General features: G+C 34.3%; 27 protein-coding genes. 24 read left to right on the top strand and 3 right to left on the bottom strand.

The features are described 5' to 3' along the window. Positions 1–49: 49 nt before the first annotated feature. Positions 50–1,498: a PLP-dependent aminotransferase family protein gene (locus V6670_RS21690; protein ID WP_338652125.1), complete on the top strand. Its 1,449-nt coding sequence runs from the start codon at positions 50–52 to the stop codon at positions 1,496–1,498. 4 nt (positions 1,499–1,502) lie between these two features. Continuing rightward, on the top strand, positions 1,503–2,411 hold the full coding sequence (locus tag V6670_RS21685) for a D-alanine--D-alanine ligase (RefSeq protein ID WP_338652124.1): 909 nt from the start codon (positions 1,503–1,505) through the stop codon (positions 2,409–2,411). A gap of 50 nt (positions 2,412–2,461) precedes the next feature. Here the strand turns inward: V6670_RS21685 and V6670_RS21680 are convergent, their stop codons facing one another. Next, on the bottom strand, positions 2,462–3,301 hold the full coding sequence (locus tag V6670_RS21680) for a YitT family protein (RefSeq protein ID WP_338652123.1): 840 nt from the start codon (positions 3,299–3,301) through the stop codon (positions 2,462–2,464). A gap of 444 nt (positions 3,302–3,745) precedes the next feature. Here V6670_RS21680 and V6670_RS21675 point away from each other — a divergent pair, with 444 nt between their 5' ends. From V6670_RS21675 to V6670_RS21570, 22 genes are all read left to right on the top strand, one after another. Then, positions 3,746–4,384 (top strand): DUF2975 domain-containing protein, encoded by a 639-nt coding sequence (locus V6670_RS21675; protein ID WP_338652122.1) that lies wholly within the window; start codon positions 3,746–3,748, stop codon positions 4,382–4,384. A 12-nt stretch (positions 4,385–4,396) separates the two neighbouring features. After that, complete coding sequence (locus V6670_RS21670) at positions 4,397–4,612, top strand: helix-turn-helix transcriptional regulator (protein WP_338652121.1); 216 nt, start codon at positions 4,397–4,399, stop codon at positions 4,610–4,612. 370 nt (positions 4,613–4,982) lie between these two features. Continuing rightward, positions 4,983–6,227, top strand: a complete 1,245-nt coding sequence (locus V6670_RS21665; protein ID WP_338652120.1) for a radical SAM protein — start codon at positions 4,983–4,985, stop codon at positions 6,225–6,227. A 338-nt stretch (positions 6,228–6,565) separates the two neighbouring features. Further along, positions 6,566–7,432 (top strand): ABC transporter ATP-binding protein, encoded by an 867-nt coding sequence (locus V6670_RS21660; RefSeq protein ID WP_338652119.1) that lies wholly within the window; start codon positions 6,566–6,568, stop codon positions 7,430–7,432. A 3-nt stretch (positions 7,433–7,435) separates the two neighbouring features. Beyond that, positions 7,436–8,221, top strand: a complete 786-nt coding sequence (locus V6670_RS21655; RefSeq protein WP_338652118.1) for a hypothetical protein — start codon at positions 7,436–7,438, stop codon at positions 8,219–8,221. Continuing rightward, positions 8,222–8,854 carry a CPBP family intramembrane glutamic endopeptidase gene (locus V6670_RS21650; RefSeq protein ID WP_338652117.1) on the top strand — a complete coding sequence of 211 codons (633 nt, stop codon included), beginning with the start codon at positions 8,222–8,224 and terminating at the stop codon, positions 8,852–8,854. A 12-nt stretch (positions 8,855–8,866) separates the two neighbouring features. Beyond that, complete coding sequence (locus V6670_RS21645; RefSeq protein WP_338652116.1) at positions 8,867–9,271, top strand: hypothetical protein; 405 nt, start codon at positions 8,867–8,869, stop codon at positions 9,269–9,271. Between the two features lie 2 nt (positions 9,272–9,273). Then, positions 9,274–10,881, top strand: a complete 1,608-nt coding sequence (locus V6670_RS21640) for an ABC transporter ATP-binding protein (protein ID WP_338652115.1) — start codon at positions 9,274–9,276, stop codon at positions 10,879–10,881. 70 nt (positions 10,882–10,951) lie between these two features. Beyond that, complete coding sequence (locus V6670_RS21635; protein WP_338652114.1) at positions 10,952–11,149, top strand: DUF4177 domain-containing protein; 198 nt, start codon at positions 10,952–10,954, stop codon at positions 11,147–11,149. Between the two features lie 443 nt (positions 11,150–11,592). Continuing rightward, the gene (locus V6670_RS21630) at positions 11,593–12,036 is read left to right on the top strand and encodes a GNAT family N-acetyltransferase (protein WP_338652113.1); all 444 of its coding nucleotides are present in this window, start codon (positions 11,593–11,595) and stop codon (positions 12,034–12,036) included. Between the two features lie 291 nt (positions 12,037–12,327). After that, complete coding sequence (locus tag V6670_RS21625) at positions 12,328–12,537, top strand: hypothetical protein (protein ID WP_338652112.1); 210 nt, start codon at positions 12,328–12,330, stop codon at positions 12,535–12,537. 264 nt (positions 12,538–12,801) lie between these two features. Next, positions 12,802–13,119, top strand: coding sequence for a hypothetical protein (locus tag V6670_RS21620; RefSeq protein WP_338652111.1), 318 nt, complete (start codon positions 12,802–12,804; stop codon positions 13,117–13,119). Between the two features lie 204 nt (positions 13,120–13,323). Further along, positions 13,324–14,016 carry a response regulator transcription factor gene (locus V6670_RS21615; protein WP_141904185.1) on the top strand — a complete coding sequence of 231 codons (693 nt, stop codon included), beginning with the start codon at positions 13,324–13,326 and terminating at the stop codon, positions 14,014–14,016. Further along, positions 14,009–15,157, top strand: a complete 1,149-nt coding sequence (locus V6670_RS21610; RefSeq protein WP_338652110.1) for an ATP-binding protein — start codon at positions 14,009–14,011, stop codon at positions 15,155–15,157. The genes V6670_RS21615 and V6670_RS21610 overlap by 8 nt, the downstream gene beginning before the upstream one ends. A 117-nt stretch (positions 15,158–15,274) precedes the next feature. Continuing rightward, positions 15,275–15,718 carry an SRPBCC family protein gene (locus V6670_RS21605; protein ID WP_338652109.1) on the top strand — a complete coding sequence of 148 codons (444 nt, stop codon included), beginning with the start codon at positions 15,275–15,277 and terminating at the stop codon, positions 15,716–15,718. 463 nt (positions 15,719–16,181) lie between these two features. Beyond that, on the top strand, positions 16,182–17,303 hold the full coding sequence (locus V6670_RS21600; protein ID WP_338652108.1) for a serine hydrolase: 1,122 nt from the start codon (positions 16,182–16,184) through the stop codon (positions 17,301–17,303). Between the two features lie 266 nt (positions 17,304–17,569). Continuing rightward, on the top strand, positions 17,570–18,097 hold the full coding sequence (locus tag V6670_RS21595) for a cupin domain-containing protein (RefSeq protein WP_338652107.1): 528 nt from the start codon (positions 17,570–17,572) through the stop codon (positions 18,095–18,097). A 95-nt stretch (positions 18,098–18,192) separates the two neighbouring features. Next, positions 18,193–18,615 carry an Rrf2 family transcriptional regulator gene (locus V6670_RS21590; RefSeq protein ID WP_338652106.1) on the top strand — a complete coding sequence of 141 codons (423 nt, stop codon included), beginning with the start codon at positions 18,193–18,195 and terminating at the stop codon, positions 18,613–18,615. Positions 18,616–18,759: 144 nt separating this feature from the next. Beyond that, complete coding sequence (locus V6670_RS21585; RefSeq protein ID WP_338652105.1) at positions 18,760–19,011, top strand: GNAT family protein; 252 nt, start codon at positions 18,760–18,762, stop codon at positions 19,009–19,011. A gap of 22 nt (positions 19,012–19,033) precedes the next feature. Continuing rightward, complete coding sequence (locus tag V6670_RS21580; protein ID WP_338652104.1) at positions 19,034–19,396, top strand: hypothetical protein; 363 nt, start codon at positions 19,034–19,036, stop codon at positions 19,394–19,396. 120 nt (positions 19,397–19,516) lie between these two features. Continuing rightward, positions 19,517–20,110, top strand: a complete 594-nt coding sequence (locus tag V6670_RS21575; protein ID WP_036128773.1) for an NADPH-dependent FMN reductase — start codon at positions 19,517–19,519, stop codon at positions 20,108–20,110. Positions 20,111–20,183: 73 nt separating this feature from the next. Continuing rightward, on the top strand, positions 20,184–21,122 hold the full coding sequence (locus tag V6670_RS21570; protein WP_338652103.1) for a ring-cleaving dioxygenase: 939 nt from the start codon (positions 20,184–20,186) through the stop codon (positions 21,120–21,122). A 162-nt stretch (positions 21,123–21,284) separates the two neighbouring features. Here the strand turns inward: V6670_RS21570 and V6670_RS21565 are convergent, their stop codons facing one another. Then, positions 21,285–22,217 carry an aldo/keto reductase gene (locus V6670_RS21565; RefSeq protein ID WP_338654723.1) on the bottom strand — a complete coding sequence of 311 codons (933 nt, stop codon included), beginning with the start codon at positions 22,215–22,217 and terminating at the stop codon, positions 21,285–21,287. 142 nt (positions 22,218–22,359) lie between these two features. Continuing rightward, a complete protein-coding gene (locus V6670_RS21560) occupies positions 22,360–23,112 on the bottom strand; it encodes an IclR family transcriptional regulator (protein ID WP_338652102.1) in 753 nt (250 codons plus the stop codon). Positions 23,113–23,129: the final 17 nt, after the last annotated feature.

The following is a 23,129-nucleotide window of genomic DNA, read 5'->3' as shown; positions in this document are numbered from 1 at the left end:
CTTTTAGGCTGGCAAGGGTTATGTAAAAATGAAGCAAGGGGGTTAGGAAGTGTTTAGTGATTTTAAGCTTATGGATGGACGTCCGGTTTATGTGCAATTGAAGGATTATGTTCAAGATATGATTGTCAAAGGGCATCTGTTAGAACATCAAAAGCTTCCATCTACCCGTGAACTTAGTAAGCTATTAGCGATCAGTAGAAATACGGTCCTGAACGCATATGCCGAATTAGAGCTAGATGGCATCATCTATGCAAAGAAGGGAAAAGGGCATTTTGTGGGGAAGGTCACGCCATTGAAAACAGCGTCTATTGAAATGGACTGGAAGCAAAGGCTGAATGCCACCACTTTATTAGCAGATGAAATTGATTTATTACGACAAGACATACAGTGGCAAAAAGGAATGATCTCCTTCACTAGTATTGCCCCGGAAGAAAAGCTTTTTGATGTTGAAAACTTCAAAAGGGCGTTTCTCACAAGAATGTCCATTGAAGGAGATATTGTCTTGAACTATGGCTATGCCAAGGGGTATAAGCCTTTAATTGACTATCTTCTTAGCTATATGGAGATGAAAGGTGTAGACATTTCTAATAAAGATATTTTAATTACAAATGGTTTTACAGAGGGGCTAGATATTATATTGTCCTCTTTAGCTAAAAAATCAGGGCGTGTACTATGTGAAAATCCTACACATCACGCAGCATTGAAGCTTTTCCGTTTACATGGGCTAGAGATACACGGCATTGATATGAGAGATGATGGAATTGATATCGATCAGGTGGAACAAATCTTAGCAGCAAAGGAATTTGATTTTGCCTATCTCATTCCGTCTTATCATAATCCTACTGGAATTGTTACTTCCTCAGAAAAACGGAATGCTATTTTTCAGCTTTTTGCAAAATATCAAATTCCCATCGTAGAGGATGGTTTTAATGAGGAATTAAGGTACTCAAGCTCTCATTTAGCGCCACTGATAGCTTTTAGTGGTGCAGGTAATAACGTTGTCTATATTGGCAGCTTTTCTAAAATACTTTTCCCTGGTTTACGTGTTGGCTGGATTTTAGCAGATAAGGCGTTAATCGACTGCTTAGAAAGCATGAAAAGAGCTCGAACGATTCATACGTCAACACTCGATCAGGCGGTATTATATCAATATTTGCAGGATGGCTATTTTGAAAAATATTTAAAGAAGGCAAGGTCTGTCTATAAAAAAAAATATGAGCTTGCTCGTCAAGCCTGTATGCAATTCATTCCGTTTAGTAGAATCACAGGAGATGGTGGGCTCCATCTTTTTATAGAGCTAGAAGAGGGAATTGATGCACGTATGCTACTGGAGAAGTGCTATGACCAGGGCGTAGTGTTTTATCCAGGAGATGTATTTTTCACAAAAGGGGGAGGCAGTAATACATTTCGTTTAGGTTTTTCTCGGTTAGCAGATGACGATATTGTTCGTGGTATTCAAATCATTGGTGATACATTGAAAAATGATATGAGGGGTTGAGAAAATGAAGGTTGGCGTAATTATGGGGGGTACTTCCTCTGAAAAGGAGGTTTCCATTATGACAGGTAAAGAAATGGTCGCTCAATTAGATAAGCATAAATATGAGGTTGTTGCCATTACATTAGATGACAACAAAGAGGTAATTGACAGGCTAGGTGGCATTGATGTCGCTTTGTTAGCACTGCATGGAAAGTTTGGGGAGGATGGTACGATTCAAGGGGTACTAGAAACATTGGGTATTCCTTATACAGGAAGTAGTCTTCTAGCAAGTAGCTTGTGCATGGATAAAAATATGGCTAAAAAAATATTGCGATATGAGGGTGTCGCAACACCAGATTGGATACATCTCATCAAAGGAGAGGAGCTGCCCTTACAGGATATAGAACTTATTGGTTATCCGCTTGTAGTGAAACCAAATGCTGGTGGCTCTAGTGTAGGTGTTCAAATTGTCCATAATCAGAGTGCCTTATTGACTGCTGTAGCAGAGGTATTTAGGTGGGATAACGAAATCATTATTGAGCAGTACTTGATTGGTGACGAAATTACATGCCCAATCCTAAATGAGAAGCTTTTGCCAGTCCTTTCAATCAAACATACGGCAGTATTTTTTGACTACCAGGCGAAATATGATGATGCTTCTACAATAGAGGAGCCTGTGGAACTCCCACTTGCGATTCATGATCGTGTAGCAAAAGCTGCGATGCTAAGCTACAAGACTTTAAGATGCAGTGTTTATGCTAGAGTAGATATGTTAATTAAGGATGGCGTCCCTTATGTGTTAGAGGTTAATACATTGCCTGGGATGACGCAAAATAGCCTTCTACCAAAAAGTGCGCTGGCTGCTGGCATCAGTTATCCAGCACTATTGGACAGTATTATTGAAAGCTCCTTACAGATCGATAGAAATAGGTAAATAGAAAAAACACCTTTTTGTTGTAACTTACAAAAGGTGTTTTGACTGTCTTAAGATTTTGCTAGTTCAATAAAGCCTTCTCCAAAAACGTCCCTTACATCATGAATGGCAATAAAGGCATCTTTATCGACTTCTTTGACAATTTTTTTGAGCTTCACAACTTCTTGTTTACTAATGACGATATACAGAATTTCTTTTTGTTCCTTTGTATAATAGCCATGACCTGAAAGAACAGTAACTCCACGGTTCATATAAGCAGTCACCTGTCCAGCAATGTCTTCTGGTTTCTTTGAGATAATGGTAACAGCTTTTTTAGGGTTAACGCCCTCAATCACAAATTCCATCACCTTTGTACCAACATAGAGCATAATAATCGTTAGCATTAATGCCTCTGCACCGATGATAAAATAAGATGAAAAAGCAACAATTAAATCAAAGAATAAAAGTCCATAGCTAATACTCCAGCCAAGGTATTTGTTGGTAATTCTAGCTAAAATCGTAGAACCTGCTGTTGTACCACCAACTCTTATAATTAAGCCTATGCCAACTCCGGCAAATACGCCACCAAAAATCGTATTTACGATAATCTCATCTGAGGAAATAGACCAAGATTCTGTTACATGTAAAAAGAGTGAATGAAGGGATACTGCAATAATCGTATAAATAGTCGTTTGTCTACTTAAAAATTTATAACCAACTGCTAATAAAGCTACGTTTAACACAAGGCTCACAATACTAGGCGACCATCCGAATAAATAATATGCAATGATTGTTACACCTGTTACACCACCTTCACCTAAATCATTTGGTATAACAAATAAGTTTACAGCTAGTGCAAAAAGTAGCGCTCCGACCGTAATCACTAAAAAATCCATACTGAACTTCTTCATATATACACCACCAAATAAATTGATTATTCCTAAATACATACTATATCAAGTTCTACTCAAATTATATACTTTTTGGAATGTTCGTTTTTGATAAATCTATAATTAAATAGTATGTCCTTTATCAGGGGAAATATCGAATTGAAGAGATTGTTCTTGAAGCTACTATTAATCAGTTATGTGGAAACACAAATGAAAAACCTAAGAGCTTTAACTACTAGGTCATCGTTTTGAGGACTGTATCACCTAAAATGCTAATTTCCGAAGTGCTTATTATATAATATGGTGAGCAGCCCATATTAAAATATCTATTTATAATATATACTAAACTCGAACTTAAAGTTTGAAGTTAGGGTTGTTTAAGAAGTAATTTTTAGAAGGGAGGCTATAATAATTTATACTACAATAATTAGAAAAGGATTATATAATGAGGGGTGTTAAGTAATTATGGATCAATCGTTAGCGATTCGGAATATTAAAATTATTTTGAGAATATTAAATGTATTATTAATATCTACAATAGTAATCATATCTTCATTAATCTTATTACTCTTGGGTATATTAGTTGTAGCTTTAACAGTCTCTGGTGATAAGATTAGTGAACTAGTTTTACATTCTAACATTGACATTTCTTTTAATTTTAATGGAATAACGATTCTTTTAAATAAAGATATTGTAAGTAATTTTGTTTATGATAAAAGTGAAACTATCTTATTAATAATACTCTCGACTATCTTTACCTTGGTTATTATGTCAATTCTAGTTTTATTAAAAAAGTTTGTTAAAGCAGTAATTGCTGGGGATATATTTACTGTTAGAAATAGTAAAAGAATAGAGTTGGTAGCATATAGTTTATTGGTTTTAAGTTTTTTAAGTAATACGGTTCATGCATACTTAATTTCAACTGTATTACATATGTTTTTAAATAATAATGAATTACAAAGTATTGAATGGATTCAATCAGTTTCTCTTAGATTTTTTGATATAAATTGGAGTATACTACTTTGTAGTTTTATAGTTTGGATAATAGGTAGGATATTTAGATATGGATCTTTTTTACAAGAAGAGTATGATGCAACAGCATAGGAAGTGAAGAGGTTGTCGATTATAGTAAGGTTGGATCGTGTGTTGGCTGATAGAAAAATGCAATTAAGCGAGCTTGCAGAAGCAGTAGATATTTCGATTGTCAATTTATCTAATTTAAAAACGGGGAAGGTTAAGGCAATACGTTTTTCTACTTTAAATGCAATTTGTAAAGTTTTGCAATGTCAGCCAGGGGATATTTTAGAGTATGCTGATGATACCGATGAATAAAAAAATATATTTTCTAAAACATACTAACATTAGTAGCACAAACCATGGCCTTGGTTTGTACTACTAATGTTAGTATGTTTTTTTGCGCTGTCTTAAGAAGAACCTTATTCATTTTTCGTACTCACAAGTGAAACATAAAAATTACGCTATTGAGATAGGTTGTATTTTGATAAGTTTCTAAATAAAGGACATTCATTTGGGTGACCATTATTCAAAACAAAAAACTTATTGGAAATCGGAATTTTTGAATAATTTATGAAAATAAATAAAAAATTAATGTTTTTCGTTATAATAATATTGATTGAAATTAATTAAAGGTATTTATTGGTTTTAACAAAAAAACAAATATTCCGAAAATGAAGGTGTTTATATGTTAAAGAATAACTTTTGTTTTGATAAGAATGTTAGAGTGTTTGAAATCGAAGGGATTAAAATGATTGGCAACACGGCAAATGGGTCAATTATAGGGCTTGATGATGATGGGGATGAATTAGTTCAAAAGTTAATGAATGAACAGTCACTAACAGAAGAAGATTTAAATGAAAAGACAGTACAGATTTTAGAATGTATGAAGGACTTAGGGTTTTTTGAAGGAGCTAGTAATGAAAGTAAACTAAAGGCTGCTTACTTACATTTAACAGATCGCTGTAATTTAAATTGTATTGGCTGTTATTCATATGTTGAGAATCGTAATACACAAGATGTTTTACCATTTGAAAGTATATGCAGAATACTAGATGAGTTAACGAAAAATGGAGTAGAAGAACTTGTGTTCTCCGGTGGAGAACCCTTTATTAGGAAAGATATTGCTGACATTTGCCGCTATGCAAAAGAAGTGGCAAACATAAAGTCTTTAAGTGTTATTACAAACGGAACTATGCTTTATGAGCGCCATTTAAATGCACTCCAATATATTGATATCTTAAATATATCAATAGATGGCTATAATGAAGAAACTCAATTTATTAGGGATACAGGAATTATGAAGCGAATTGTTTCAAATATTGAATATTTAAAACCTCTAGTATCACTCAATTTAATTGCAACTATTCATAAAAGGAACTTGGAATATGCGCAAGAGTATATTAATTTCGCAAATGATTTAGGAGTTCGACTTTCATTTAGTATTTTTACAGTTGATCCAAATAATGAAGAGTTCAAGGATTACATATTTGATAATAAATCACTTGTTGATTTTTCTAAAAAGGTTCTAACGTTTGATGAAGATGTTCCGATTATGGATATGCCAACTGGCGAAGTCTGTTTAACTTGCCGAGGTAATTGTGAAGTAGGAAAAGAGATGGTCAGTATTGCCGCTGATGGATCGATTTATCCTTGCCATATGCTACATGATAATGAACTTAGAATGGGAAATATTTTACAAGATGAATTAGGCAGCATATTAAGATCTGAAGAAAACGTATTTAATTTCTTGACTGTAGAAGAGGTTAATGGCTGCAAGGATTGTTCGTATCGCTACTTATGTGGAGGTGGATGTAGGGGGAGAAGCTGGTTATATAATAAAACATTAACCGATAGAGATTCGTATTGTCCTTTCATTAAAACTTTTTATCGAGGTACAGTGAAACGATTGAAAGAAACTATAACTCAGTAAACTATAGAATCTTGAAAGGAGGTGAATTACATATGTTATTCGCGACTAAAAAAGCTGAAGCAAGACCCAACTGCGTTAGTGTGGGTTACTTTGTTTGTGTAAGTTACGGTAAAGACTGGTAAATGAAAGGAACTATAGCTCAATGAACTTTAGAAATTTCCCTTGAAAGGAGGTGGATTTACATATGTTATTCGCGACTAAAAAAGCTGAAGTAAAACCAAACTGCGTTTCTGTTGGGTTCGTTGTTTGTGTAAGTTATGGCAAGGATTGGTGATTTTATAATAGGTAGCTTTTATATGCTATAAAAGCTACCTATTCAATATTGTGAGGTGATGATCATGTTATTGCAATTTGATAATGTCACGAAGATATATAAATCATCTATTACAAAAGCCTTAGATAATTTCTCGACAGAAATTAGAGGTGGAGAAGTCGTGGGCTTAATTGGTAAAAATGGTTCGGGTAAAACTACATTAATGAATTGTTTAACAAATAATATACATTTAACATCAGGTGAAATTCATTATAAAGGAAAAAACCTGATGGAGAACAAAAATGAAATTTCAGAATTTGGTGTTTTAATAGAAAGTTCCTTTGTAGACTATTTAAATGCCTATCAAAATTTAGAACTATTATTGATTGCTGAGGGTTTAAGTAATAAAAAAGAAATTAAAGTAGAAATTGAAAGAGTTCTAAATCTTGTTGGTTTATTAAATCGTAAACATGATTATGTAAAAAGTTTTTCATTTGGAATGAAGCAAAGACTGGGGCTAGCACAAGCATTGTTATGTGATAAAAGAGTTTTAATTTTAGATGAGCCCTTAGTGGGGTTAGACGTTATAGGGCGAAATTTAGTGAAAAATTTGATAGTTGATTTAGCAAAGAAAGAAGGCAAAGCAATTATATTCTCAGATCACAACTTAAGCGAAGTTAAAGATGTTTGTGATCGAATTATCTATATTGAAAATGGTGTAAAAGTTTTTGATGATGTCTTTGATGATAATAAAAGATATATTGTGGAAATTGACGAACGTTCCAAAGTCTTTGAAAGTGAAAATTATCAGCGTTCAGATGAAAATTGTATAGTTGTTAAAGAAAAAGAGCAATTAAATGAAGTAATTACTCAAATTGTTCAACAAGGGATACCTATAGTTGATATTAAAGTAAATGAATCTTCCTTAATGGAACTGTTCAAAGGGGGGTAAATTATGGTGAACTTTAATACAGTCTACAAAATAGAGTGGAAGAAATTGATAAAAAGAAGAGAACTTATAGCATTTGTAACTATGATAGGAATCCCTTTACTATACAGTTTAGGGGCATATTTCGAATCCTCAATTATCGTTTTTAATAGTGATGAAAAAGAATATGCGTTAAGCTTTGTAATAAATATGCTCATATTTGGTAAAATGCTATTTATTTACTTTTTAATCGCTGCTTTATTTGCAACAAAATCATTGGGAGGAGAAATAGAGAACCGTAGTATTCTGCTATATACACAACGTATACCAAATAGAGCAAAAATATATCGTGCAAAGCTTGTAAGTATGTACAGTGCAATTATTTCTGTAATTATATTTTATTCCATTATCTCTTTAATACTATATTACGCTTTCGTAGTACATAGAGAAGATATTGCAACAAAGCAATTTATAAGAGCTGATGAATTTTTAAATTTATTATATGTTGGGTTAGGTATAGCATTTCTGTATTTATTTGTTATTTCGTTTAGTATGATGTTAAGCACAATCTTAAAATCTAATACAGCCACAATCATATTTTGTTTAATATTCATAGTACTTACATTTATGGCTAATTTCCCGGTGTTTAAATATATATCATTTGATTATTATCTAGGTGAATTAATAGATATGAATTTTACAAGTAACTACAAACTTACTAAATTCTTTTTAACATATGTAGTTCTTATACTAGTAATGATTATTACTAGCAATAGAATTGGGATATATCTTTTTACAAGGAGGGACTTGTAAATGAACTCATATAATGGCCATATAACCACTTCTAAAGACAAATCTAATATAGTTATCGACATTCTATTTGTTCTCTTTTTACCCCTTCTCGTAGTACCACTTTTTGGATTGATCTTATATTTCTCATTTCCCAATGTCGATTCTAGAGTATTTAGTATTTTCGTAGTTTTCTTAAGTATGGTGTCTGGCTTCTGTGTACTTCCTTATATTTACATGAAAAAGAAATATGATCTAACTATTGGTGATTTCGGTATTAGAGCGCTAAATATAAAAACAGCAATAATAGGAATTGTGTATTTAATTTTACTAGAAGTCTACTTGTTTTATACTGGCCACACAGTCTCATTTCTTGTAGTTAACAGCATTCAAATGGCTATTGTGGCATTTACAGAGGAATTTTGGGCAAGAGGAGCAATGTGTTATTTATTGTATAAAATTTCTAACAGGCCTTGGTTTATTATTTTGTTGAGTAGTTTGTTTTTTGCATTTTTAACTCATATTAATGAGCCATTTATAGATAATTTACTTTATAGATTGCCAGGTGCCTTAGTAATGGGGATTATATATGTCCGAACTCGAAATCTACTGTATACTATATTATTCCATTTCTCTTATAACATGATATTTATTTAGGGGGGATATTAAATGAAAAATAAAATTCTTTACTTCTTGACGGTGATCGTTCAAATTTCATTTTTTGTAATATTTTTATTAATGGAAGAAATAGATGTAATCCAGTTATTAATACTTATTTTTTTCCCAATGATAATAAGTGTTATTTTTTTACTGTTTGTTAACTTGCCAGAGAAGAAACCATATATAAGTTTTATTTTATTCGCATTACCAAATCTTTTATTCAGTATTGCTACGACTGTAGTTATTCAGCCGCGTATAGATGGGATTTTAGAAAGAAGTATGAAGTATCAATCAGGTAATTTAGAGGTTACAGCTAGTAACTCGATTTTTGGTTCGCTATTATTAATTCTAATGGGCAGTTTTATTCTGCACTATGTTTTCGGTCAGTTAAAGTTCAGATTAAGTAGGACTTAAATATGAAAATGATTCGATGGAATCTCCAATTTATCTTTGTTTTAATATTACAGTTTTTTGCTGCTTCTGTATCTGTATTATTCCCAATTGCGTTAATGTATATTACAGACAGTTTAGTTGAATTAAAAATCGAAAAGTTGTTTCCGTTATTTGGTGTGTGTTTATTACTGGGCATTGGACAAATGGTATTGCAATATTTTGCAGGAGTTATGGGGAATATCTATATTGCAAATTGTATGATTAATTTGAGAAGTACACTACATCGAGCAATGATTAGCACTTCATATGATGAATTTAAAAAGTACAACACAGAAGAATATAACACCTTGTATTTTTCAAATCTTAATCAATTAGAGACAAACTACTACTCGTCTATTTTTGGCATAATAAATAAAGGGCTTTTATTAGGCTGTTCTATTGTAACTTTACTCATATTACAGCCTATTTTGACATTAGCCCTTGCCTTTATTATAGGATTGGTGAGTATATTACCAGTATTGTTTTCTAAACGTATTATCAGATTGAAAGAGGATCATATTTCTGCAAATGAACAATATGTCAACATCATTCAAGAGATGATAGCGGGCTTTCCAATAATAAGAGTGTATAGAAAAGCAGGTATTTTTAGTTCTAGAGGAGATAAAGTAGTAAAAAGCTTAGAAATTAAAAATATGAAGCTACAAAATATGATTATTTTAGCTAATGTATTGTTTGGAAGTATAACGATAGTTGTGATGTTAGTTATTTTCTTGTTTGGAGGGTACTTAGTAAGCCAAAAATTACTTACAATCGGAGCACTCATTGCATTCATTCAATTAATAATGTATGTTGTTGAACCCGCTATTAGCATAGCGCAAGAGTTTAATAAAGTTAATTCTACTAAACCTATTAGAAAGCAAATGCAATTCATTTCAGATCTACCAGTAGCTCAATACATGCATCTTGAAAATGAAGAGATTTCTACTATAAAGTTACGAAATGTTTCCTATTACTATAGTAATAATGAGAACCCGTTATTCAAAGAATTGAACCTTTGTTTTGAAAAAGGGAAATCATATGCTTTAGTTGGAGAAAATGGGTCAGGTAAATCTACATTATTAAAAATAATAGCTGGATTAATCGAAAAATATTCTGGAGAATTATTGGTTAATGATGTACAACAGAAAGGCCCTTATTTATCAGTAGGTTACGTTGACCAAAATAACTTTTTATTTAAAGATACATTATTGAATAATATTCAGTTGTTTCAAGATAACGATACGGATATAAAATCCTTACTAAAACATTTAAAATTTGACCAGCTTGAGGAAAGACTTCAAACAGACGTTGGTTATAATGGAGATTATTTATCGGGGGGACAACGTCAAAAGGTAGCTATTGCAAGAGCCATTTTAGATAATCCCCAAGTAATACTGTTAGATGAACCGAGCTCAGCTCTAGATAAGGAAAATGTTAAGGTACTTCACAAAGTGATAAGTACACTAAAGGATTGTATTTGCATTATGGTTACCCATGATGAAGAATTGATCTCGTCTGCATTTGATGTAATCATTAAGTTGAAAGATGGAGAAGTCGAAATCTATGATTCAATTTATATTGGTAGTGAATGATATTAATCATAATTCTATGTTGATTATTTAAATCTAGTATTTAGTTTTTATGATAGGAGGGACGGACATTATGAAAGAGTATAAATTTGAGCGGATTAAACTAAAAGGCCTACCAGGATTTTATACGAAACCTCAAGAAGACTATATAGAGATTATAAACGAGAATGTAAAAGAGGGATGGGAATTAATGCAGGTATTCGCTCCTCCATTTTCCTTTTATGGAGGAGCAAAATATATTGATCTTATTTTTCAACGTGAAAAAAATTAAGTATAGATAAAAACATCCGTTTGCTAATAAGGTAAACGGTTTTTTGATGTAAAAAGTATAGTTATCATAGTTCAAAGTGTTATGTCTAACGATGATTTTTGTTTTGCAAATGGAGTACTTTTTAGCAAGTTGCATTGGATGTTATAACTTTATTAACTAATAGAGCTTGATAAATGGGGGTTGTTCAAAGTCGTTTTCACCTATTTCCTCCAAAAAATTTTTTCCTTCATAGTTGATTCCATAAAGTAAATTTAACAAAAATATATGTTAGTTTTTATGTATACTATTCGAAAGAACGTAGTCTTTAAAACATCGGACGCCCGAGGAAGCTTTGCTCTGTGCGAAAGAGAAGCGACAGCAACAACTATGAGCCCAGCCGGAACGGAAATCAACTCTACGCTATAGTGGACAGCCCAATTTTAATGCAATGGAGGGTAGTAAAAATGGAATATAAACTATTAGAAGATGAAATTGAAGATTTAGTGGAGTTATTAACTCAAAACAAGTGGATTTATCATACTGATCAAAATGTGAAAGAGGAATCCGTTCGAAAAGGGTATGCAGAAGGATACTATCATAGCGATCGCGAGACGTATTGGATCATTGATAATAAAGAAAAGGTCGGGATAATAATAATTCATGACAGAAGCGATACAATCCCTTTATTCGATATCCGTTTAAGTACACGTTATAGAGGAAAAGGATACGGGGTGAAAACACTCCTTTGGTTACAAAATTATCTGTTTGGAGAAAAAGGAAAGATTCGTATCGAAGGTTATACGAGAGTCGATAATATCGGTATGAGAAAATGCTTTACGGCAAGCTGGCTTTGTGAAAGAGGGCTATTTAAGAAATGCCTGGGAAAATACAGATGGTACTATAACTGATAGTATCCTATATGTTGCAATAAAAGAAGATTGGACTTTAGGTAGAACAACCCCTATTAAGATGAATGATGTACCTTTTTAAAATAAAGTATAGGTTGAAAAGGATGATGGGAAAGAAGAGACTTTTCTTAGATGAAAAGTAAACAAACCAATTTAGGATGGATATTCTTATCGTGTTAATTATAGTTATATTACTATTTTAGATCAGCTTGTCTATTCGTGAGGAGCTGTTCATTTTCATGGAGATTGACGACTCCTACAGGATGGGCTTGCGGAGTGACGAGGAGGTTGATGCCAAGCCCGCGGAAAGCGTCCGCCCGTAGTGGAAATCAACGGCTTTACTTTATTTCATTCAACTTCTTAGATATTCAAGCATTAGAGGCGCTGGAGCAATTTATAATGACTTATGAGGGAACAATCATCTTCGTGACACATGATAAGAATTTTATCGCAAATGTAGCAGATTTACAGTTTACCATAGAGAGTAATAAAATATTTTAAATGGAAAGGTGCGATTCTATCAGCAGGAGAATCGCACCTTTTTTATTGAATTTATATTCATAAGAAGAGTATATAAAAACGTAAATACACTATAAAAAGGAATGATGATCGATATTCAAAACAGATGTGTCAGCGAAATTTTGAACATTATAGAAATGTAAAAGAAATCATCAATTATTATAAAATCTAACCTTCCTCTAACCTAGCAATCGATATACTTGGTCTGTAACCATTGTTACAAATCATTTTCTTGGAGGGATATTTATGAAATTAAGAGCATTAGGGGTAGGAACACTAGCATTAGGGTTATTAACAGGTGGTTTTTCATTTTCTGCATTAGCTTCTTCAAATGATGAGAATGAAAAAGGGGCACAATCAATCAAGGCTGATGTGAAGATACTTAAGCCTGGGGAGAAAAAGGAGGTTCCTAAAGGCTTGTTAATGAAAAAAACAAAAGTAGATGAAAAAGAATCAGTCAAAGTGAGCGTAAAAACCTTTGAATCTGGTGAAATGCCAGCTATTCCTGAGGGTGCTGTGATGATGACAACTACAATAATTGATGGCGGGGAAAAGGATAAGTAATGAAAAGAAGCTTGTTTTGATCTTTCAAAACAAGCTTCTTACTATGTAAAGGTAAAAGAGACAAGTGTTAGTTGACTTAATTTATTTTAAAAGCTCATTCAAGTAGGCTATTCTAGTACAAAGGGGTAGGACTTGTTTGTTAGCAAAATTTATGAAACTAACGGTTCGTTAAAAAAGTCTGATTTTTAAAGGTGGATAGAACGAATGAAACTTTTATTGGTTGAAGATGAGGCTGTCTTATCCAAGATCATTTCTAAAGGGTTAAAGAAATCTGGCTATGCCGTGGATACAGCTTTTGATGGTAAGGAAGCATTAGAATTATTCGAAATTAATGAATATGACCTTATTATATTGGACTTAAACCTACCCAAAATGGATGGCATAGAGGTGTTAGAGCAGATTCGAGTTCAGAACGAGGATGTGAAAATACTTATCCTTTCAGCACGTTCGGCTATTGATGATAAAATAATGGGTCTTGATTGTGGAGCCAATGATTATTTAATAAAGCCCTTTGATTTTCAAGAGTTGGATGCGCGTATACGCAACTTATTAAGGCGGTCTTTTAGTCAAAAAAGCGTCATTATGTCTTTTAGAAATATAACACTTGATAGCTCAAAGAAAATAGTTTTAGTGGATGGTGAGATGATACATGTTACCAAAAAGGAATATGCTATTCTAGAATATCTCATGCTACATCAAAATAAAGTCATTAGCTCAGAGGAGTTGATAGAGCATGTATGGGACAGTGAAACGGATTTATTTTCAAATTCACTCAAGTTCCATATCCATTCATTACGAAAAAAAATGGCAGATGTTTTGGGGGAAATAGAAGTGATTCAGACAATCCGAGGACAAGGTTATATCATTGCAGAAAATGATAGAGGTTCATATGAATAACTTAACATTAAGAATGAGGCTGACCCTTTTAACTGGCTGTATTTTTGTAGTGGTTACAATTTTGTTAACGTTCCTATCGATTTATAGTGCCGAGGAAAAAATTGTTCAACCTATTACGACAACGATACTCAATCAAGAAAATAGGCTTCACAAAGAAATCTTAGATGAGGCAACAGTAGAAACCAAGATGAATCATGATATCGTTGCTCAGATAAAGATTACGGATGTAAGAGAAGCGAAAAAGAAATTTATCAATCAGAGTGTCATATGGATGTTAATTATTATTGTAGTGGGGATAGCTACCATTTATGTAGTGGCTGGTCGGGCTTTAAAGCCAGTTCATGATCTTAGTCAAAAAATCGGAAATATAAGCGAACATAATTTATCTCAACGTATCGAACATATTTCTACAAAAGATGAAATAGGGGATCTTACAGCTTCATTTAATCACATGCTAGATCGACTAGAAAAATCGTTTCTGTACCAAAAGAGCTTTGCCGCAAATGCAGCACATGAATTGAAAACACCACTAACAACCATGAAAGCAGGTATCCAGGTTTTAAAACTGGAAAAATCACCAACAGTAGAAGATTATAAGGAAAATTTAGAGGTGACAGAGCAAGGCACACAAAGGCTCATCCAGGTTGTGAACGATCTGTTAACATTAGCTTATGAGCAAACGGAACATTTTTCTGATGATATTGAGCTCAAAGCAATGTTAGACACGATTACACAAGAATTACAGCCTTTATGTATAGAAAAAAATATCACTATTTCTGTAGATATTGACGTGAAAACGATAACGGGAAATCAAACATTACTCTATAGAGTTTTTTCTAATATGATTGAAAATGCGATTAAGTACAACCACAAGCATGGAATGGTTGAAGTTCGTGGACAGGTTAAGAATGGAGCTACTCATATTACAATTACAGATTCAGGAATTGGGATACCAAATGATCAGCTACACTATATTTTTGAGCCGTTTTACCGTGTCGATCACTCCCGAGCCCGTGAGTTGGGTGGCTCTGGGTTAGGTTTATCTATTGTCAGAACCATCGTTGAAAAGCATCATGGGAAAGTAAACGTCCAAAGTACATTAAATGTCGGTACAACATTTGAGATCATTTTACCAATATAAAAGTGTGATTTTACCATTAGGGGAATCACACTTTTTTAGTTAATTTTTATTATTAGAGAGGTAAAAGGGGAAATTTGGAGAATGTGTAGATAGATATTACAAAAAGGATGATGATCGATGCTTAATACGGATGTGACGACGAAATTAAAAATCAGGCAGCCAGTCCATAAAGTTTTTGAAGCCATTATTTCTCCTACTGAAATTGGGCATTATTGGTTCTCTGATAGCTCTGAAAGATGGGGAGCGGGTAAAAGGATTACGCTTAGATATGATGAGTATCATGCTGAGGGTGTGATCACTGTGCTGGAAATGGAGGCTAATGAAAAAATTATGTTTGTATGGGGTGAAGAGCATGGTGAAGTGACGATGGTTACCATCACTCTTGAAGAATTACAAGGCGAAACCATTATTACTGTAGTAGAGTCAGGGTTTAGTGCCCATGACCCAGAGATTATGGCAAAAATGATGGGGCAAAAAGAGGGTTGGGTTTATATGTTAACATGCCTCAAAGGATATTTAGAAAATGGCATTAGCAGTTTAAGAGCTTCGTTAATTCATTAGTGTATGTAGCTTACAATGCAATGACCATAAACTTTATTAAATGCTGCTGCCACTATAGGGGGGATAAGTCTTGGGAGTGGAGTTGCAGGAAACTAGTGGGAGCATCTTATTCAAAAACTTATAGATACTTCTAAACAGAATTGGTAGGTGATTTTTTGGATAAGAAAATGTTTTCAAGTTGTATAATTGTTATCGCTGTTATTTCGTTATTTAGTCCAACAATTATTTCTACTTTAATGCGACAACAAAGTACAATACTTAATACTCATTATTACATTCAATATATTGCTAATTTGTTGAGTTTCCATCTAAGTTTATTCTTTTTGGCTTCATTAGCATTAGTCTTATTTCTCAAGAAAGATCGGTGACTAAGTGAACATAGAAATAGCGTTGCGATTAAACCAGTCGTCTACAGCATTACAGCAATGGTTGGTGGAAGCAGCCGAGTGATGGAGGGATGAAAGTGAAAAAATTATACTGGATGATGGGTGGCATTTTAATTTGTGCAGGGTTAGTAATAGGTATTGTCTTTTGGAAGTTTCAAAAAGAGATCAAGAAGGATGACCCAGAATATATTGTTCAATTTATAAAGGAACATAGAACTGATAAAAAAGTTTCCGTAGCCATTCAACACAATCAACAATATTGGGTGGAATTAAACACCAAGGAACAGCTACCATTAGCAAGTACAGTTAAAATCATCGTCGCTATAGCTTATGCACAGCAAGCAGCAGAGGGTCGCATTAATCCTCAGCAACAGGTCGATCTAAAGGAGTTAGAGGTATTTTATGTTCCTAAAACGGATGGAGGTGCACATGAAGCATGGTTAGCGCAGTTAAACCTTCAGGGTGTGGATCATGTACCTTTAAGCGAAGTCGCAAGTGGTATGATTGCTTATAGTTCCAATGCGAATACGGAATATTTAATGCATGTATTAGGTTTTCAAGCAATAAATGATGTGCTTACACAGCTACATGTAGAGGATCATGAACCATTATATCCGATCGTCAGTGCACTCTATATCCCGATTCAAGTGATGAAAGAAAAAAATTTAACGAAAAAAGAAACATTAACGGCTTTGCAAGAAATGGATATGGCTGAATATCGTGAGCGTGCATCGTCTATTCACGCCAGTTGGATAGAGCAACCTTTGACTTACGAGGAGAAAGCAGAGGCACAAAAACTGCTCAATATGGATTTTCAAAAGATATGGTCTGACCGTTTAATAAGGGCCACTACAAACGATTACATCTCTATTTTAGAAAAATTGAATAATAAGGATTTCTTCAGTGCAGAGGTACATAAATACTTAGATTCCGTAATGGAACAGTTGATGCAGAATCCTAAAAATCAAGAATGGCTAACACATGCAGGTCAAAAGGGTGGATCGACTGCATTTGTCTTAACACTAGCAGCCTATGCGGAAGATAAAGAAGGGAATCAAACGGAAATTGCCTTTTTTGCTAACGACTTAAATACAATGGAACAAATTAAACTATCTAATAGTATGAATAGTTTTCAATTGAGATTTCTGACAGATGATTCATTCCGCATGCGTCTAAACAAGGAATTATCCGAGTTGTGAGTTACCTCTAAGCTTAGAGAGGCAACTCACACACATTCATCTAGCAATCTTTCAAGGTATTCTGAACCTTGTCCAGGAAACCATTTAATCGCCGTACTTGCGAGCGATTCAGCTAATCTTTCATACATGACAACTACCCCTTATGTTTTCATAAACAGTACCCAATTTATAATTCAAATTGCAAACGGATTGTTGAATACAGGGGAGTACCTTCTTTGCTTCAACTGCATAATATAGTTTTATCATGCATGAGAGGATTGAGATAAATGTACCATCCTTACTATGGCAATTACCAACTATATAATTACGATTATCAACCTGTTTATTGGGCTTATCCAAATCAGGTAGAACCATCAGCAAGAAATAATGTACGAAATGATTACGGACCAGGGCCATTTGTTGTCGACATTGAAGAAGCTACAAAGCACAACAAAAATTATCGAACAGTACTATGGACAGGGCCACACTTACAAGTAACTGTGATGAGCCTTAACGTTGGGGAAGATATTGGCTTAGAAGTACACCCTCACGTCGATCAATTTATTTGTATTGAGGAAGGGCATGGTGTTACACAGATGGGACCAAGTAAAGATTATTTAAACTTCCAAAGACACGTGTCTGAAGATATGGCCATTATGGTGCCAGCAGGGACATGGCATAATGTTACGAATATAGGCAATAAACCACTAAAGCTTTACACAATTTATGCACCACCAAACCATCCAATTGGAACTGTTCATATGACAAAGGCTGATGCCATGGCTGAAGAAGCAGGCTATGGGCAGCATGAATAAGAAATCATAAAGCGTGTTTTTCGGCAAAACATGCTTTTTTCATGGTAGAATGTGTTTTAATTACAGATAGTAATAGTCCTGAATGGAGGTGATAAATGATGAAATATTCAAAAGCAACAAATTATGCGTTACATACAATGGTATTTTTAACGCTAAATCCTAAAGGGAAGTCAATGAGCGTAGAGTCTCTAGCAGAAATGCAGAAATTATCACCAACCTATCTTTCGAAAATATTAACAAAGCTTGTGAAGGCAGGTTTAATTGAGTCGAATCCAGGTGTCAACGGTGGTTACCGTATTTCTAAGCGTCCACAAGAAATTTCTTTCTTAGATGTGATTTATGCGATTGAAGGACAAACCTCATTATTTAGTTGTGCTTCAGATCATGAAGATGTCTTTCATCATCAAGGCTGTCTCATTGAACAAGTGATGGTGGATGCTGAGAATAATATGAAAGAGGAGCTTAGTAAGCAATTTATTATAGATATAGCTAATAAAATCGATAGAAAATCGATTTAGATGGATAGCATGCAAAAAGCGGTGGATACAGCACTAAATGTGATGGATAGAACGTTGAAATTGGTGGATAGGAACTAGGGTCTCCCCTAGTTATGTGGATGGGGGAAAAGTCGGGATTCTCTTTATTCATGTAGAGGTAAGGATATGGTGTTAAAGCACTTCATTGATCTATTTGGTGAAAAAGGTAAGATTCGTATTGAGGGCTATACAAGAGCAGATAATATGGGGATGCGAAAATGTTTTAGCAAGGTTGGCTTTGTGAAAGAGGGGTATTTAAGAAATGCTTGGGAAAATGAGGATGGTACCATGACGGATAGTATGGTCTATGGTGCCATTAAAGATGATTGGGCAGTAGGGAACTCAACGCCAATAAAAATGGATGAAGTCCCATTTTAAAGTGTTTGAGAGAAGTTTTAGCATGAAAAAAGACATTTTAAACGCTTTAAGAAAATCATGGTTAAGCCAATCAAGTTCTAAATGGAGCTTGGATAACCCTGCAAAAGGGCAATGTGGCGTTACTTCATTAGTGGTGCAGGATATTCTAGGCGGAGAAATTAGAAAGACATTTCTCAAGGAGGGCTGGCACTTTTATAATGTCATTAATGGCATAAGAATGGATTTTACGGAGGAGCAATTTTCATACATAATCGACTATCAGGATATTGATTCAAATAGGAATGAGGCTTTTCATGATACCAATGATGCGCAATATAGCTATTTGAAATCACAAGTTTATAAGCTTTTAGGGAAGGCAGAGAGTTCATTTTCTCTGCCTTTTTAAATTAAAAAACAAAGTTGTTGACGTTGATAAAAATATCGTGTTATTATTATCTCGAATTCAAGATAAATAATTTCAAGATAAATGAATTCGAACCTTTAGCTTTCGTCAGGAGGTACAATTATGGGTTTTTTGAATAAATTATTTAGTTCAAAAAAAGAGGAGGAACAAACAATGGCAGAATTAAATATCGGTATTATTATTGGATCAACACGTGAGGGACGTGTAAGCCCTCAAGTAGCACAATGGGTAAAGGAAATTGCAGATTTACGCGGTGACGCAAACTATACAGTGATCGATATTGCTGATTATAAATTGCCATTATTGGGTGAACCAGGGCAAGATGCTTCGGGTGCACAGGCTTGGTCAGAAATTATTGCTAAACAAGATGGATTTGTATTCATCGTACAAGAATATAATCATTCTATTACAGGGGCATTAAAAAATGCACTAGACTATTTACGTGTTGAGTGGAATAACAAGGCAGCAGGGATTGTTTCATATGGTTCTGTAGGTGGGGCTCGTGCAGCAGAACATCTACGTGGCATTATGGGAGAGCTATTAATTGCAGATGTACGTGTTCACCCAGCATTATCTTTATTCACAGATTTTGAAAATGGAACAGACTTTAAGCCAAAGGAAGTACAATCAGATTCAGTGAATCAAATGTTAGATCAATTAATCCCGTGGTCTAAAGCTTTATATACAATTCGCTAAGCTTATCCAGTTTGAGGTAGGACGTAGTTGGGCACAGTAAAGGTGAGGAAAATAGTCGAAAGGGCTTGTTAACATGAAAAAACATACAGCAGGTATTCACCATATCACAGCCATCGTAGGGCATCCACAAGAGAATATTGATTTTTACGCAGGTGTTTTGGGCTTACGTTTAGTGAAGCAAACTGTAAACTTTGATGATCCTGGCACATATCATTTATATTTTGGCGATAAAGGTGGAAAACCAGGCACAATCATTACCTTCTTCCCTTGGGCAGATGCTTATCAAGGACGTATTGGTGATGGCCAAGTTGGCGTTACAACGTATGTTGTACCAGAAGGGGCACTTCCATTTTGGATTAATCGCTTAGCAAAATTCTCGATTCCCTTCCAAAAAGCTGAACGCTTTGGTGAGCAAGTCATTCAATTGGATGACCCACATGGTTTGCATATTGAACTCGTTGCACGTGCGGAAGGCGAGCTCAATGAATGGACATTTGGTGAGGTAACACCCGAGGTTGCTATTAAAGGTTTTGGTGGAGCTACACTATACTCAAGTCATCCTGAAGAAACGGCAAAAGTTTTAACAGAAGTGATGGGCCTAGAACAGGTAGCGACAGAGGGTGACTATACTCGTTATAAATCAAGTGCAGCTATTGGTAATACTGTAGATTTAAAAACAGTAGCAGGTGTACGTGGTCAAATGGGTGTAGGTACGGTTCATCATATTGCGTGGAGAGCACAAGATAATGTGGATCACTTAGAATGGCAAGAGTATGTGATGAATCATGGACAGCATGTAACGGAAGTCAAAGATCGTAATTATTTCAATGCGATTTATTTCCGTGAGCCTGGCGAAATTCTATTTGAAATCGCTACAGATCCTCCTGGATTTGCTCATGACGAAACACCTGAGACAATGGGTAGCCAATTAATGTTGCCACTTCAGTACGAACAGCATCGTGAACAATTAGAAAGAACATTAATCCCGATTAAAGTGCGTAAACTGGATTAAGAAGAGGAGTCGCTTAATTTCCAATAATCCAAGAAAATGACAGGCTGTTAGCAGACTTGCACAGTCAAACTACGCTAAAATTGCGATAGAGCACAAAGCTAAAATATAATAAAAATGAGAAAAGAGCGAATTTGCAAAAATCCTCTCTTTTCTCATTTTTTATTATAAAATTCCTTCTATTTTCATTAAATCTTCATTTGTTAACAGGACATCCGTTGCTTCCACATTGATAGCTACTTGGCTTTTATGCTTTCCTCCTGGGATAACGGCATCAACACCGTCTTGGGCTAATAACCAAGCAAGAGCCAGATTTGGTAATGTTGTTTGTTTTTCTGCTGCTACTTCCTTTAACGCCTCTACTTTAACTAATGTTTGTTCAAACAGTTCACCGTGGAATAAAGGGTTTGAAACTCGCCAGTCCCCTGCGCCTAGTTTAAAATCTTTTGTATACTTGCCACCAAGTAGACCATATGAGAGTGGTCCATAAGGAATAAATGAAATATCATTTTTTATACAGTATGGCAATAAATCTTGTTCGGCTGAGCGATTTAACATATTGTAAGGAGATTGTAAGACCGAAATATCATTATGCACATTTGCTTCGATTAATTGATCTAATGTTACGTTAGAAATTCCTATTGCTCCGATTTTACCTTCTTCTTTTAAGCGCGATAATTCCCCAATCGATTCAACAAGAGGTGTTTCGTTATCAGGGAAGTGCAAATAATATAGATCTACATAATCCAATTGGAGTCGATTTAAGCTATTTTCGAAAGCTTGTCGTAGATATTTTGGGTGATTATCTACTGTTACTGTACCATCTTCAAACCAACGTTTAGCTGCCTTTGTTGCCAAAACGAAATCTTCCCTACGATAGTTTTTCAAAACATCCCCAACGATTTCCTCTGAACGCCCTTTACCATAAATGTCTGCTGTATCAATAAAAGTTATTCCAAGATCAAGGGCTGTTGCCACTAGCTCCTTTCCATCTTGTTCATTTAAGCTTTCAAATAAATTATGACCACCAACAGCATTTGTTCCAAGGCCAATTTCTGAAATACGGATATTAGTTTTCTTTAATGTATGGAATTTCATCATCTTACCTCCTCGTTTTTATATAACAAGAATAGGACATAAACGTATTTTTACAAACATCTATACTAATAGTTTCGTATATAGAAACAAAAGCACTTTTATTGCAAAAGGAAACGGCTTATAAATTTTCTAAGATAGAAAACTATGCTAAAAGATAATCGATTTCTGTTGTTATTTTTTTACTTGCCTCGACTAATTTTTTTACAAAAGAACGAATAGCCGTTTTTTTTATTTGTTCCGTCGAACCATGTAGGGCAATGGCTCCTATTACTTCTTTATTGCCATAAATAGGTACTGCAATACAACATTTACCTAGATTAGTTTCTTCATTATCCACGGCATATCCTTGTGCTTTAATAACCTGTAAGTGAGGAACTAATAAACCGTAATCATAAAAGGTTTTTGCTGTAAGTGGATGAAGTCTCATACTATTTAACATGTCATGTTGCGTTTCTGGTGGCAGGTGAGCTAAGACTACTTTTCCAAGTGCACTTGAATGCATGGGTGTTCGAGTATCGATTGCTTGAAAAAAAGGTTGTTCAAATGGCTCCCTAATGACATTTTTTATCACCATTTCACAATCTTCCAAAATACCAATATAAGTTGTTATTTCTTCTTGTCGGGCTAATTGATAGGGTGCTACAAGGGAAGTCCATTCAATATCTTGATGCCAATATAGATGTTCATCCCTAAATATATGAGGATTTAATTGATAGTATTTATTATATTTATTAACATAATTCATTTTTTCCAAAGTATAAAGCATGCGAAAAACCGATGTCTTATTCAGTGATAACTCTTCCATAATTTCAGTCAATGTAAGAGCATGCTTTTGTCGTAATATATCCAATATCAAAAGGCCCTTTTTTAATGTCGATACTTCATAGGAATCCATTTCTATCCTCTCCTAAC

The sequence above is a fragment of the Lysinibacillus sp. Y5S-8 genome, from assembly GCF_036894365.1.
GTDB lineage: Bacteria > Bacillota > Bacilli > Bacillales_A > Planococcaceae > Lysinibacillus > Lysinibacillus fusiformis_D.
Note: the sequence above shows the minus strand (reverse complement) of the source record. Positions and strands in the feature narration are given on the sequence as shown.

Bases quoted from the DNA above. Each gene is read 5' to 3' on its own strand.
- V6670_RS21620 (WP_338652111.1), top strand. From the start codon at position 12,802: ATGAAATTAAGAGCATTAGGGGTAGGAACACTAGCATTAGGGTTATTA.
- V6670_RS21575 (WP_036128773.1), top strand. From the start codon at position 19,517: ATGGGTTTTTTGAATAAATTATTTAGTTCAAAAAAAGAGGAGGAACAA.
- V6670_RS21685 (WP_338652124.1), top strand. From the start codon at position 1,503: ATGAAGGTTGGCGTAATTATGGGGGGTACTTCCTCTGAAAAGGAGGTT.
- V6670_RS21645 (WP_338652116.1), top strand. From the start codon at position 8,867: ATGAAAAATAAAATTCTTTACTTCTTGACGGTGATCGTTCAAATTTCA.
- V6670_RS21605 (WP_338652109.1), top strand. From the start codon at position 15,275: ATGCTTAATACGGATGTGACGACGAAATTAAAAATCAGGCAGCCAGTC.
- V6670_RS21660 (WP_338652119.1), top strand. From the start codon at position 6,566: ATGTTATTGCAATTTGATAATGTCACGAAGATATATAAATCATCTATT.
- V6670_RS21565 (WP_338654723.1), bottom strand. From the start codon at position 22,217: ATGAAATTCCATACATTAAAGAAAACTAATATCCGTATTTCAGAAATT.
- V6670_RS21585 (WP_338652105.1), top strand. From the start codon at position 18,760: ATGGTGTTAAAGCACTTCATTGATCTATTTGGTGAAAAAGGTAAGATT.
- V6670_RS21665 (WP_338652120.1), top strand. From the start codon at position 4,983: ATGTTAAAGAATAACTTTTGTTTTGATAAGAATGTTAGAGTGTTTGAA.
- V6670_RS21680 (WP_338652123.1), bottom strand. From the start codon at position 3,301: ATGAAGAAGTTCAGTATGGATTTTTTAGTGATTACGGTCGGAGCGCTA.
- V6670_RS21560 (WP_338652102.1), bottom strand. From the start codon at position 23,112: ATGGATTCCTATGAAGTATCGACATTAAAAAAGGGCCTTTTGATATTG.
- V6670_RS21635 (WP_338652114.1), top strand. From the start codon at position 10,952: ATGAAAGAGTATAAATTTGAGCGGATTAAACTAAAAGGCCTACCAGGA.
- V6670_RS21615 (WP_141904185.1), top strand. From the start codon at position 13,324: ATGAAACTTTTATTGGTTGAAGATGAGGCTGTCTTATCCAAGATCATT.
- V6670_RS21640 (WP_338652115.1), top strand. From the start codon at position 9,274: ATGAAAATGATTCGATGGAATCTCCAATTTATCTTTGTTTTAATATTA.
- V6670_RS21625 (WP_338652112.1), top strand. From the start codon at position 12,328: ATGCCAAGCCCGCGGAAAGCGTCCGCCCGTAGTGGAAATCAACGGCTT.
- V6670_RS21610 (WP_338652110.1), top strand. From the start codon at position 14,009: ATGAATAACTTAACATTAAGAATGAGGCTGACCCTTTTAACTGGCTGT.
- V6670_RS21590 (WP_338652106.1), top strand. From the start codon at position 18,193: ATGATGAAATATTCAAAAGCAACAAATTATGCGTTACATACAATGGTA.
- V6670_RS21630 (WP_338652113.1), top strand. From the start codon at position 11,593: ATGGAATATAAACTATTAGAAGATGAAATTGAAGATTTAGTGGAGTTA.
- V6670_RS21675 (WP_338652122.1), top strand. From the start codon at position 3,746: ATGGATCAATCGTTAGCGATTCGGAATATTAAAATTATTTTGAGAATA.
- V6670_RS21595 (WP_338652107.1), top strand. From the start codon at position 17,570: ATGTACCATCCTTACTATGGCAATTACCAACTATATAATTACGATTAT.
- V6670_RS21570 (WP_338652103.1), top strand. From the start codon at position 20,184: ATGAAAAAACATACAGCAGGTATTCACCATATCACAGCCATCGTAGGG.
- V6670_RS21655 (WP_338652118.1), top strand. From the start codon at position 7,436: ATGGTGAACTTTAATACAGTCTACAAAATAGAGTGGAAGAAATTGATA.
- V6670_RS21580 (WP_338652104.1), top strand. From the start codon at position 19,034: ATGAAAAAAGACATTTTAAACGCTTTAAGAAAATCATGGTTAAGCCAA.
- V6670_RS21650 (WP_338652117.1), top strand. From the start codon at position 8,222: ATGAACTCATATAATGGCCATATAACCACTTCTAAAGACAAATCTAAT.